The organism is Lysinibacillus parviboronicapiens (assembly GCF_003049575.1).
GTDB classification, from domain to species: domain Bacteria; phylum Bacillota; class Bacilli; order Bacillales_A; family Planococcaceae; genus Lysinibacillus; species Lysinibacillus parviboronicapiens.
Genome location: NZ_PYWI01000001.1, coordinates 287474 through 300337, shown reverse-complemented (window position 1 = coordinate 300337; position 12864 = coordinate 287474). Strand labels below are relative to the sequence as shown.

The 12864-nt window shown below is 34.1% G+C and carries 9 protein-coding genes; 3 read left to right on the top strand and 6 right to left on the bottom strand.

The features are described 5' to 3' along the window. The first annotated feature begins 1026 nt into the window (after positions 1 to 1026). From C9J35_RS01450 to C9J35_RS01440, 3 genes are all read left to right on the top strand, one after another. A complete protein-coding gene (locus C9J35_RS01450; RefSeq protein ID WP_107923130.1) occupies positions 1027 to 2253 on the top strand; it encodes a hypothetical protein in 1227 nt (408 codons plus the stop codon). Between the two features lie 176 nt (positions 2254 to 2429). Further along, positions 2430 to 3248 carry a DUF2785 domain-containing protein gene (locus tag C9J35_RS01445; RefSeq protein WP_107923129.1) on the top strand — a complete coding sequence of 273 codons (819 nt, stop codon included), beginning with the start codon at positions 2430 to 2432 and terminating at the stop codon, positions 3246 to 3248. Between the two features lie 144 nt (positions 3249 to 3392). Beyond that, on the top strand, positions 3393 to 4490 hold the full coding sequence (locus tag C9J35_RS01440) for a ThiF family adenylyltransferase (RefSeq protein ID WP_107923128.1): 1098 nt from the start codon (positions 3393 to 3395) through the stop codon (positions 4488 to 4490). 205 nt (positions 4491 to 4695) lie between these two features. Here the strand turns inward: C9J35_RS01440 and C9J35_RS01435 are convergent, their stop codons facing one another. The 6 genes from C9J35_RS01435 to C9J35_RS01410 all read right to left on the bottom strand — a co-directional run bounded on the left by C9J35_RS01435 (position 4696) and on the right by C9J35_RS01410 (position 12690). Beyond that, positions 4696 to 5622 (bottom strand): ABC transporter ATP-binding protein, encoded by a 927-nt coding sequence (locus tag C9J35_RS01435; protein ID WP_107923127.1) that lies wholly within the window; start codon positions 5620 to 5622, stop codon positions 4696 to 4698. Further along, complete coding sequence (locus C9J35_RS01430) at positions 5615 to 6670, bottom strand: ABC transporter ATP-binding protein (RefSeq protein ID WP_107923126.1); 1056 nt, start codon at positions 6668 to 6670, stop codon at positions 5615 to 5617. Before C9J35_RS01430 ends, C9J35_RS01435 begins: the two co-directional genes overlap by 8 nt. A gap of 14 nt (positions 6671 to 6684) precedes the next feature. Next, the gene (locus C9J35_RS01425) at positions 6685 to 7608 is read right to left on the bottom strand and encodes an ABC transporter permease (protein WP_107923125.1); all 924 of its coding nucleotides are present in this window, start codon (positions 7606 to 7608) and stop codon (positions 6685 to 6687) included. Further along, positions 7608 to 8537: an ABC transporter permease gene (locus C9J35_RS01420; protein WP_054767120.1), complete on the bottom strand. Its 930-nt coding sequence runs from the start codon at positions 8535 to 8537 to the stop codon at positions 7608 to 7610. Before C9J35_RS01420 ends, C9J35_RS01425 begins: the two co-directional genes overlap by 1 nt. A gap of 148 nt (positions 8538 to 8685) precedes the next feature. Beyond that, complete coding sequence (locus C9J35_RS01415; protein ID WP_107923124.1) at positions 8686 to 10341, bottom strand: peptide ABC transporter substrate-binding protein; 1656 nt, start codon at positions 10339 to 10341, stop codon at positions 8686 to 8688. 663 nt (positions 10342 to 11004) lie between these two features. Continuing rightward, positions 11005 to 12690, bottom strand: a complete 1686-nt coding sequence (locus C9J35_RS01410; RefSeq protein WP_107923123.1) for a methyl-accepting chemotaxis protein — start codon at positions 12688 to 12690, stop codon at positions 11005 to 11007. Positions 12691 to 12864: the final 174 nt, after the last annotated feature.

Sequence of the window (12864 nt, the reverse complement as noted above, 5' to 3'; positions counted from 1 at the left end):
ATAATTAGATGACCAGTCATCGATTTACTTAACCAGAGTCACCTACAAGCCCTAAGTGTTTCTTCTTCTATACATAGAAACAGATTCCATTAACAGCTTTAATAGAATTCCTTCGTGATCTAAAATATTGCTTAAAATTTTTGATTTCAAGAGTTTTTTGTACCCGGTTTAATCATTGAATTGTTCACTTCGCTAAAAGCCTCCAACGTTTAGCAACCGCATTTAAAAGCGTCAACTAATATTTGAAACGTTTTTTCATTCACTTGGAACATAGTGAATTTTTCCTCACTCAGCAAATTCATTTCGAGGAACGAACAGCTTGTTTTGCGGTTGAATAAAATCTGGTAATTCTCTTGTTTTTTTTCTTTAAAACGTATCTTTATTGTCTAAGTCCGATAAATTTTATTATTCAGAATAATGTTTACATTTCACTATTTATCGATTATTATAGTAGTTAGTTAATGTTTGGTATTTATGGAAATAAATTCAATAAATATTTTAAAACATTTCCTTTTTTATAGAATCTAGTGAATAAATGAATTATTTGAAAAATAGCTAAAGTCGAAGTTGAAGTCTTGCTGAAAGTAAGTCTTCTATCTAACAAGCTATTACAGGATTCTAAGTTTACTAGAATTATAGGAGGTGAAAGAAATGGCTAAAATCAAAGTAAAAGTATTACCGAAAGTGGGTCTTCCAGCTAACCGAGCTACAACATGAGACAAAGATTATTAGAACTATATAGGAGGTGAGAGAAATGGCTAAAATCAAAGTAAAAGCATTACCGAAAGTTGGCCTTCCAGCTAACCGAGCTACAACATGATCTTAAGTAGACTAGTACATATAGGAGGTGAAAAAATGGCTAAAATTAAAGTGAAAGTATTGCCGAAAGTAGGTCTTCCAGCTAACCGAGCTACAACATGATATATAAATAGAAAAGGTCCGCTTCTAAAAGCGGGCCTTCGCTCTTAAAAGCGGGCATTTTAGTGAGGTAAGTAGGAATAATGAAGAAAAGGGTGAGTCAATTCAATGAGTGAAATGAAATTTAGTGGAGATACCATAGTTGAAGTACATAATATTGAGACTTATCATAGTAACGATAACGATTCAATTACTATTCGACGTATTGGAACCTCAGATTATTTATTATTTGATGTAAACACTTTAAATCTTTATAATAGCTTCTCCTCAAATAAATCAATAGCTGAACTAGCCTTAATAAATAGTGATCATGATTACCAAATAGAAGACATTATAGAATTTGTTGATGTGTTACTTGATGCAGGTTTTATAAAAACTATTGATGGCCAAAAGATATCTGAGAGCTTGACTGATAATCCAAATCTGAATGTTGAACCTTCTAAATTTTACAGTTTAATATTTGGAAAGGTGGCCTGGACAATTTATATTTTTTCAATGTTTGCAAATTTATATTTGTTTTTTACCTTTGAAACCTTACGACCTAAAGGGTCGGATTTTTTTGTTAGTAATTCGGGAATTATTTCAATCTTAATCATAATAATAAGTACATGGATAGTTATCTTTTTTCATGAGTATGGGCATATCTGTGCCGCTAAAAGTGTCGGCATTGGAGCAAAAGTTAAATGGGGTTATAGATTAGTTTTTCTTGTACTTGAAACTGAAGTGGCTGATATTTGGTCAGTATCAAGAAGAAAAAGGTACGGTATTTACTTAGCAGGTATAGCATGGACGAGTATATTAATATTATTTTGTGCATTAATGCAATTTTATTTTTTAAATGAGTTTGTAATCAAAATACTCAAGTTTGCGATTTTGATGCAACTACAGACTATTGTTTTTCAAACTTTACTATTTTTACGCACAGATTTATATTATGTACTTATCAATTTTTTAAAAATAGATGATCTGAATGAATCAATGAAATATATCTTTAAAAATGTTTTAACCTTACAATTCCATAATGTAAGTACAAAGCTTAACAATCTATCTGCTAAAGAAAGAAAAGTTGTGAAAATATATAGTGTTTGTAGTTTAATAGGAATCTTAGTTTCATTATATTTATTTTTTGTTATTGATATACCTATTGCTTTATATTCGGTCAAACAAACACTCGAAAAAACATTAAGAGATCCTTTATTTTCTATTTCTTATTGGGACGGCATTGCGATGGGAACTCTAACACTGTGTCCTATAGTTATTTTAACTGTCTATGTATTAATAGATTTAAGAAAAAGGACAGTTAAAGCAATATATAGGTGCACTAATACTGAATAGGATATTTTTTTAAGAAGAGAGATTACTACAACGTAATAGTTAGGGGATTTTAATTATGGAGTTAAAAAAAGGGTTTATTTTTGTGTTTTATATTTTGCTTTCTATTTCTTGTACTTTAGTACTTGTTAGCTTGTATTTAAGAACTATCCTATATTGAATAGAGGTGTTTTATTAATATGTTACTAAAAAAAGAACTTATGAATATAAAAGATAGTGAGTATAAAATAGTTGATGATTCAGTACTTCGAAATTATATAGAAGCAATGTTAGATAATATTGGATCTACAGATAGTGAACTAAGAGATGATCTAATTTACTCAACTTTTTCTCACTGGATACTAAAAGATTTTGTATCACCAAATTTACTTAAAATTATATTAGAAACAATTTTAGATAAACACCTTTTTTATAATATTGGGGAATCAAATTCAGATTCAGTATTTACTCGATCTTTTTCTATGTTGCTTATTCCTCTAATACTCATGGCAGATCAAAAAAACAAATTTCTAAACTCTGAAGATATTTTAATTATTAAAAAAAGAATTATATGTTATATCCATTCTGAAAAGGACCTAAGAGGCTATGTAGATGAGAAAGGGTGGGCACATGCATTGGCCCATGCAGCAGATGCATTAAATGAGTTAGCTAAATATAATCTACCTATGGAAGATCAATTAGAGCTTTTAAATGTTATAAAAAAAGCGATATGTACAAAAGAAACGATTTATACCAATTTAGAAGATGAAAGGCTAATAACAGCTGTGATGACTATCTTGAAAAATAATACATTTACTTCAGATGTGTTCAAGCAATGGATATGTAGTTTTATCCTTTGGGAAAAAACAGAGGTATGGCATGAAGAATATATAATTATATCAAATGTTAGGAATTTTCTGGGCCGTCTATACTTTCAGCTAGATCAAGAAGGTAATAAGATGAATGAGGCTCTAATTGTAAAAGAACAACTGAATACTATGATGAAAAATTATACATGATTATTTTATGCTTTTATCTTGAGAGAACTAAGGCTTAATCATCTAACTTAGGATTTTAACTGAGGAATCGCCTTCTAAGTGTTTATTTGTATATTTGTAGTTCAACTTATTTTTACAAAATGCTCACATAAAAGGAGAACTAATATGAAACCGAAATTTAAAGAATTTTATCCAATTATATTAATAGATGAACAAACGATTCAAATTGGTGATGAACCTAATAATGCCTTTGAAATTAACGATCCAGATGGTATAGTCACCAAACTCATACCTTTATTAAATGGTGAGCTGAATACAGAACAAATTTTTGACTTGATTAATGAACCTTCCTTAAATTTTTCAGATTTCAAAAATATTATTGAAACGTTGGACGAAATTGGTCTAATTACAGATTGTTCTTTCGAAAGTAGTGAAGAATTAAATGAATGGCAACATATCAGATATAATAACAACCTAAAATTCTTTAATATATTTAGTAATACAAGGCAAAATAGTGTATTTTACCAAAAAAAACTTATAGATACAAAGGTTCTAGTACTGGGAATGGGGGGATTAGGTAGTAATCTTTTAATGCAGTTATCGGGGCTAGGAGTAGGAAATATTAAATTTCTCGATTGCGATGAAGTTGAATTAAAGAATTTAAATCGCCAAGTACTCTATTCGGAAAAATATATCGGGCATCGAAAAACTAAAGTAGGCTTTGATAGATTGAGTGATTTTAATACATCAATTAATTATGAAGTGGTTGATAAAAGAATAAATTCGCCTGAGGATTTAGAAAATGTTATTACCGAAGATATTGATTTTGTATTCTGTGCAGCTGATAATCCTCCCATGGTTATAAATTCTTGGGTAAATGAAATTTGTATTAAAAATAATGTTCCTTTTCTTTCAGGGGGGGTAGGTTTAACTTGTGGGAGCTTCTACTCAATTATCCCATCAGTAACACCTTGCTTAGAATGTTATTATTCATTTATTAAAAATCAGTATAGCCAAGTCCTAGAAGCTTATGAAAATTCTAATATAGATTATAATGCAGCCATACTTCCTAATATTAGTATGCTTGCATCTATGATAACAACAGAATTCTTACGAATACATCTCCAGATAGCAGAGCCAATTTCTTTAGGAAAAAAGGCAATTATTAACTTTTTGACTTCGGAGATAACATTTGAAAATCCATGGGTAAAAAACGATTTATGCAGGATTTGTTCAAAGGAACAATCAATAGTCTCAAAATAATTAAATAAAGTATATAAAGGGAACCATATATCCGAAGGAATTGAAGCCACATAGAAAAATGGATATCTAAGAAGTGGTGGTCTTCTGGATACCCAAAATGTCGAGTAATCGTTATTGATTTATACTACCCATTTTTTACAAGACTTGCTGTGCCAAAAACAAAATAAAAAATCCATCCAACAAAAAATGAAGGATGGATAATGTATTATCTTTTAGCAATCCAAGTTTTTACAAGATCAGCGGTACCATAAATATAATGTTGTTCACCAACTTCATGATATGTTGCACTCTCGTCCACTTCTGTATGCTGATATGGAATACGTTGGCGACGTTTTTCAGACAGTGGGTCTGGAAGTGGAATCGCTGATAGTAACGATTTTGTATACGGATGCACAGGATGATTATAAATATCATCTGCTTTACCGATTTCCATGATTTGACCACGGTACATTACAGCGATACGATCACTAATGTATTTTACCATGGATAAGTCATGGGCAATGAAAAGATACGTTAAGCCGCGTTCTTTTTGTAGTTGTTTTAATAAGTTAACAACTTGTGCTTGAATGGATACGTCAAGCGCTGAGATTGGTTCATCAGCGATGATAAACTTAGGGTCTAAGCTTAGTGCACGCGCGATTCCAATACGTTGACGCTGACCACCTGAGAATTCGTGCGCATAACGGTTAGCGTGCTCTTTGTTTAATCCAACAGCTTCAAGCAACTGGGTGATTTTTTCACGACGTTCTACTTTGTTTTTGTAAAGACCGTGAATATCAAAAGCTTCACTAATGATTTCACCAGCTGTCATACGAGGATTTAATGACGCGTATGGATCTTGGAAAATCATTTGCATTTGACGATTGAAATTCTTTAAGTCATTTTTAGACTTTTTCCCATGAACGTTTTGACCGTCGAAGATAATTTCGCCATCTGTAATATCATATAGACGAATAATAGAGCGACCAGTCGTTGATTTACCGCAACCAGATTCACCAACAAGTCCAAGTGTTTCGCCTTCATATACATCAAAGCTAATGCCATCGACTGCTTTAATAGGGTTATTTGGCGTTCCAAAGTGTTGCTTTAAGTTTTTAATTTCTAGTATTTTCTTTGCTCCGGTTTTAGCCATTGAATTGTTCCTCCTTTGCTAAAAAGCCCTCGATACGTTTAGCAACAGCATCTGGAAGTGGAATTTTTGGCGCATCAGGATGCAATAACCAAGTCTTTGCAAAATGTGTTTCACTCACTTGGAACATAGGCGGTTCTTGTTCATAATCAATGGCCATTGCAAATTCATTACGAGCCGCAAACGCATCTCCCTTTGGCGGGTGAATTAAGTCTGGTGGTGAGCCAGGAATCGTACGTAATAGCTCATCTGCATTATTATCTAAGTCAGGCATTGAGCCAAGTAATCCCCATGTATAAGGATGTTTCGGGTTATAGAAAATATCGTTCACAGTACCATATTCTACGATTTGACCAGCGTACATAACCGCAACACGGTCAGCGACATTGGCCACTACACCTAAGTCATGTGTAATGAAGATGATAGATGTTTTAGAATTCTTTTGAATTTCTTTCATCAATTCTAAAATTTGCGCTTGAATTGTTACATCAAGTGCTGTTGTTGGTTCATCGGCAATAAGTAGCTTTGGATCTGCTGCCAATGCAATGGCAATTACAACACGTTGTCGCATACCGCCTGAAAATTCATGTGGGTATTGGTTAAAACGTTTTTCAGGGAAGGGGATACCAACCTGAGTTAAAAGTTCAATTGCGCGTTTTTTAGCTTCGTCTTTAGAAACTTTTTTGTGTTGTAAAATAACTTCAGTTATTTGACGTCCGACCTTCATTGTCGGATTCAAACTTGTCATTGGGTCTTGGAAAATCATAGCTATTTCATTTCCGCGTACTTTTGACATTTCTTTATCGCTTAACGGTATTAAATCACGGCCATTAAATAAAATTTGTCCTGAATCATAAATACCAGGTGGCTGTGGGATTAGTTTCATTAGCGCATTACTCGTAACACTTTTACCAGAACCTGACTCTCCAACGATCGCTAATGTTTCACCTTCACTTAAATCAAAGTTTACACCGCGTACGGCATGTACAATACCTGCATAGGTTTTAAAATTTACTTTTAAATCTTTTACTTCTAATATTTTTTTACTCATTTTTAGCCACCTCCTTATTTACGTAGTTTAGGATCTAGTGCATCACGTAAGCCATCACCGACTGCGTTAAATGCAAAAATTGTCAGTGAGATGAACACTGCTGGGAAAATCAAACGCCATGGAGCATTAGCAATCGCTTTATTCCCTTCCGATGCCATTGTTCCCCAAGATGCATTCGGAGCAGGAACCCCAAGACCAAGGTAACTTAGGAATGATTCTGTGAAAATAGCAGATGGAATTGTTAATGTCATCGTTACTAAAATAGCACCAAGTGCATTTGGAATTAAATGTTTTAAGATTAAGTGACCTGTGCCTGCACCTAAAGTACGGGCAGCCAGTACGTATTCTTGATTTTTAATGGATAATACTTCACCACGAACGATACGAGCCATGTTAATCCAACCTGTAATCGAAAGGGCAATAATCATAGGAACTAAACCTGGTTGTAAAACAACAAGTAAAACAATTACAACTAGTAGGTAAGGAACAGCGGTTAATACGTCAGCAATACGCATCATAATATTATCAACACGACCGCCAGCTAAACCTGAAATACTTCCCCAAAGCACGCCAATGATTAAGTCAATAACGGCAGCAGTAATCCCAATGAAAAGGGAAATGCGAGCACCTGCCCAAATACGAACGAAAATATCACGGCCTAAATCATCTGTTCCGAACCAAAATTGAGCAGATGGTGGGGCATTATAAACACCAAGTTGATCACTGTATTTATATTGAGATAACATTGGGGCAAAAATGGCCATCAAAATAATAATAATTAACGCGATTAAACCAAAAATCGCCATTTTATTATGTGAAAAACGGATAAAAACTTCTTTCCAGAAGGAAACGGATTTATCTGCTAATCTTTCAGTTGCCTCATGATTTCCACCGACAATTTTAAACATATCTTTGTCAATTGGTTGTTGTTGCGTCATTATTTTTTCGCTCCCTTCAACTTAATTCGCGGATCGATTACACTGTATAAAATATCTACGATGAGAACCGCAAATAAAAGGATGATTGAGTAGAATACTGTCGTTCCCATGATAACTGTATAATCACGGTTTGTAATACTTTGAACGAAGTGCTTACCAAGTCCAGGGATTGCGAAGATTTGTTCCACAATGAAACTACCTGTAACAACACCAGCTGTTAATGGACCTAAATAAGTAACGACAGGTAAAAGGGCGTTACGTAATGTATGACGGAAGACAACCGTCCATTTACCAAGACCTTTGGCACGTGCCATTTTTACATAATCACTATTGTTTTGTTCAAGCATACTTGAGCGAGTTAATTTAGCAATAAAGCCCATATGAGTAAATGCAATGGCTAAAGCAGGTAATATACTATATATAAAGCCATTCCATCCACTGGTCGGGAATAAATTAAGTTTGTATGCTAGGAAATACTGCATTAATCCAGCCAAAATAAATGATGGTACAGAAATGCCGAGCACCGCAAAGGACGTTGCCAAATAATCCGGGAACTTATTATGATAAAGCGCGGAAACTACGCCTATTAATACACCGAATCCAACTGCCAATAGCATAGCTTCAATCCCTAAAGTTAAAGAAACAGGGAAGCTCTCAGAAATCATATCATTTGTAGAACGCGCTTTATACTTCATAGACTCACCGAAATTGAAAGTGGCCGTATCGATTAAATAATCTTTATATTGAATATACCAAGGGTTATTTAATCCATACGTTTCGTTTAACTTTTCCTCAATTTGAGGTGGGAAATTACGTTCACTCGCAAATGGACTACCAGGTGCAAGGCGCATTAAGAAAAACGTTACCGTTACGATGACGAAAAGCGCGAGAAGTATATACATCAGCCTTTTCAAAATATATTTAATCACATGAAACTCCTCCTTCTATTTGTCAATTTTCAGACAAATATATGCCTTCGTATTTTAAAAAGAGCTGACCCGCTAGTCGAAGTCGACTACGAGGCAGCTCTTCGCTGTAGAGCTTTACAAAATAATACTTAATTTTAAAAAATCTGAATTATTTAATGTCAACTGATTTAAGTTGGATATTACCAATGCGGTCAGGAGCCATATTTTGTACCTTATCATTCTTCACATAAAGGTTAGTGTAGTAATAAATTGGTGCAATTGGTAATTCAGTCATAGCAATTGCTTCTGCTTGTTTTAAATGTTCAAGACGTTTAGCAGGATCAATTTCAGCGACAGATTGTTTCAATAAATCTTTGAATTGAGCATTTTCCCAACCAGTATCATTGTTACCGTTCTCAGCTGTGTCATACATTTCTAAGAATGTGTATGCATCGTTGTAGTCAGCGATCCAGCCCATACGGCCAACTTGGTAATCTAGAACATTAAGTTTCTCTAAGTAAACTTGCCATTCTGAGTTATCAAGACCAACAGTAATACCTAAGTTTTTGCTCCATCCTTCTTGGATGTATTGAGCGATAGCAGCGTGTGCTTCAGATGTATTAAATGAAACATTGATTTTAATTTGACTTGGATCAGTAATGCCAAGCTCTTTCATACCAGCTTCAAGTGCAGCTTTTGCACCTTCCATATCGTTATCTTTGTAATAACCACGGTCTTCTTCAAAGCCAGAGATCGCAGCTGGAACCATACCTAATGCAGGTTTTTGTTCACCTTTAGTAATGTTGTCAATTAAACCTTGACGATCGATTGCTAAAGTTAACGCCTTACGAATGTTAGCGTTTCCAGTAATTTTATCTTTTGTATTGAATTTGTACCAGTAAATCGCTGCATAGTCAGCAATTTGTAAAGATTTATCAGCTTTGAAACCGTCAATAGCATCAAGAGCTACAGTTTGGTAAGGAGAACCTAAATAATCGATTTCACCCTTTTTAAACATAGTAACAGCAGTTGATTCGTTTTCAACCATACCGATATTTACTGTTTCTAATGCTACATTCGCAGCATCCCAGTAATCAGCGTTTTTCTTAAGTACTAATGAATCATTGTGTTTCCAATCATCTAACGTGAAAGGACCGTTTGTTACATAGTTTTCACCAGCATCTGTGTACCACTCGTCATTACCTTCTACAACTTTTTGGTTAACAGGTAGGTAAGTTTTGAATGCTGTTAATTCTAAGAAGTAAGCAGTTGGGTTTGCTAGAGTAATAACTAAAGTTTTATCATCTTCAGCTTTAATTGCTACATCATCAGCAGAACCTTCGCCTAAATTATAAGCTTCAGCGCCTTTGATTGGGTAAAATACAGAAGCGTACTCAGATAAGTTTTCTGGATTTAAAGCCCATTTCCAAGCATATACGAAATCGCCAGCTACTACTGGATCTCCGTTTGTCCATTTTGCATCACGTAAATTGAAAGTGTAAGTTAAACCATCTTCACTTACGTCCCATTTTTCAGCAATCGCTGGAGTTGGTTTGCCATCAGCATCTAAACGAGTTAGACCTTCAAATACATTAATTAAGACTGCACTAGATGTAGAATCTGTTGCAAGTTGTGGATGTAAAGATGGTGGTTCAGAAGCTACAACTAAATTTAACTCTTTAGAAGAAGCAGTTTCTGATGAACCAGAATCTTTTTTACCGTCTTTTGAATTATCTGACGAATCTCCCCCGAAGCCGCATGCAGCAAGTACTAAAGAAAATACTGCAAGGACTGTTAGTAATAAAAACTTTTTGTTCTTATTCATGTGAATCCCCCTTATACAATTTTTAAGCCTTTTGTGAAGCTCCTATTTAATATACCAAAAAAGTCATTGTGTACAAAATAAAAAAGATTCAAATTTATATAGTATTATCTGACATTGCCAAGAATAATAATTTTCTTCGATTTACCACTTTAATGAACGAAAGTGATTAAATGATGAAAATTTGATAAATTCTAACTTCAAATATCAAAAATAAAATAAAAACGAAAAAATGACTTACTATACGGAAAATTCCTATTTTTTTGATAATATTATCACTGTTTGAAAAATGAATCAAAAGTCACGGTTGTAATACCTTAAGAAATTTATATAGTTTTGTAGAAAATCTTTGTAAAACTAAGTTTTTTGGTTTTTTTATTGCGGATTTTTTTGTAACACCTTATCGAAAAACCTGAATAATATTATCTATTAATGATATATAAGAATCTTGTTTTGTATTTATCTAGGATTATGCTTTTAAAATGATAAAAAAGGAGATTAAAGAAAATATAAGAAAAAAACGTACTATTTTTAAGAAAAAATACATTATTTAAAGACGGGAAATAGCAGATTATATTTTTTTGAAATAATTTGGAGGGGGTATTTTTAACATACATCATATAAAAAATGCGCATTTCATTGGATGAAATGCGCAGCTTTTTTTGCTTAAAGCTTAAATTGATTTATTTGGCTTTGTAAATCTAAAGATTTTTCACTTAAATCTGTTGCAACGAAGTTTACTTGTTGCATTGTATCGGCTTGTTCTTTCATAGCGTCCGCAACAATTTGTGTATGGCTTGCACTTGTAGAAGCTCCGTGTGCAATTTCAGCGACAGATGCAGCCACTTGTTCGGCACTGGCGGAAATTTCTTCGGATGTGGCGGAAATATCTTCAATTTGATCTGTCATAGAACTAATCGCTGTGACGATTGATTCAAAGGCTTGACCAGCATTGCTGATAATCTTCACACCATCTGTTACAGATTGGAGACCGTCACTTACTGCATTTTCCACATTTTGCGTATCCTGTTGAATATCTTGAGTTAACGCAACAATCTGATTAGCTGATTGCTTCGATTCTTCAGCTAACTTACGAACTTCGTCAGCTACGACAGCAAAGCCTTTCCCGTGTTCACCAGCACGTGCAGCTTCGATTGCTGCATTTAGTGCAAGTAAATTGGTTTGATCGGTAATTGAAGTAATCACTGCTGTAATATTGCTTATTTCTTCGGATTGCTTACTCAACTTTTGTACGAGGTTATTAATAATTTGCGTAGAATCATAAATTACGTTCATTTGTTGCTGTGCTTCTTCGATTGCTGTATTACCAATGTTCGCCACTTCAGATGTTTCAACTGCACTAGTGTGAAGTTGTTGGGTTGCTTCAGCAATACGTTGTACACCTGTTGCCGTTTCATCCATTGCATGTGCACATTCATTGGCTGCTGTTGTAGCAGTCGCCGCAGCTTCGGCTGTTTCACCAATGCGTACTGTCACCTCATCGTTGGTCGCAGCAATTTCTTCTGTAGAAGCAGTGAGTTCTTCAGCAGAAGCTGTTAAATGCTCTGAATTACCTTGGATATGTGCTAATAGGCTTCGTAAATTACCTTTCATAGAATTAAAAGCCACAGCGAGTTGGCCGATTTCATCTTTAGATTGGAAGGAAATATCTTTGTGGAATAATTCACCATTCGAGATATTGTTGGCAGCGGCTACAACTGTTTTTAAAGGACGAGAAATCGTGCGTTGTACAAAAAAGACAAGGAATAATCCAAGACTTACTCCGATTACAAGTGCAATAACCGAAATTATTTGAGCGCTTTTTACTGCTTGTTTAGACGCTTCAGTTACCTTACTTAATTGGGTTTTTTGGTAAGCTACAATTTCATCTGACACCTCTAATAGTCCTTTGTTTGCTAGTTGGGCACCACCATTTACAATTTGTAAAGCTTCATCTAATCGACCAGCATCATGTAGATTAATGGCCTGATCAGCCGCTTCATTAAAGGCATCATTGTATGTATTGAGATCTTTTGCAAATACGTCCATTTGAGCAGAATCGGATTTTTCCATCATCTCTGCAACGTGTTTATCCAACATAGTTGAGTAATTTTCAAAGTTCTCTTTATTGTTGACCGTATCCTCAATAAACATTGCACGAATGAATAGTCCTTGCATGGCTAGCTCAAATTGGATATTATCTGCTAGCTCGACGAGGGCAACACGGTTATCTAGTGCATTTTCTACTTTTTTCTCGATATTTGAAAATTGTAAAAACAGAATAACTAAAGAAATAAATAAAGTGAGTATAATCGAGAAAAAACCTAAGCTTAATTTTTTGCCTACAGACATATTGTATACGCCCTTTCTTATATTACTAATTTGAATTAAATTTAGCTTTGACAAGAGGTTAAGTCAATAAAGGTTTGCATAAACAGTGCAGATTGTTCACAATTTTTTTTGCGCGTAATATCAATTAGGAAACAACGACTGAGGAAACCATAAGGGAATCTATTTTTATATAGT

Coding starts and splice junctions, on each gene's coding strand:
- C9J35_RS01415 (WP_107923124.1), bottom strand. CDS start 10,341: ATGAATAAGAACAAAAAGTTTTTATTACTAACAGTCCTTGCAGTATTT.
- C9J35_RS01445 (WP_107923129.1), top strand. CDS start 2,430: ATGTTACTAAAAAAAGAACTTATGAATATAAAAGATAGTGAGTATAAA.
- C9J35_RS01410 (WP_107923123.1), bottom strand. CDS start 12,690: ATGTCTGTAGGCAAAAAATTAAGCTTAGGTTTTTTCTCGATTATACTC.
- C9J35_RS01440 (WP_107923128.1), top strand. CDS start 3,393: ATGAAACCGAAATTTAAAGAATTTTATCCAATTATATTAATAGATGAA.
- C9J35_RS01430 (WP_107923126.1), bottom strand. CDS start 6,670: ATGAGTAAAAAAATATTAGAAGTAAAAGATTTAAAAGTAAATTTTAAA.
- C9J35_RS01450 (WP_107923130.1), top strand. CDS start 1,027: ATGAGTGAAATGAAATTTAGTGGAGATACCATAGTTGAAGTACATAAT.
- C9J35_RS01435 (WP_107923127.1), bottom strand. CDS start 5,622: ATGGCTAAAACCGGAGCAAAGAAAATACTAGAAATTAAAAACTTAAAG.
- C9J35_RS01425 (WP_107923125.1), bottom strand. CDS start 7,608: ATGACGCAACAACAACCAATTGACAAAGATATGTTTAAAATTGTCGGT.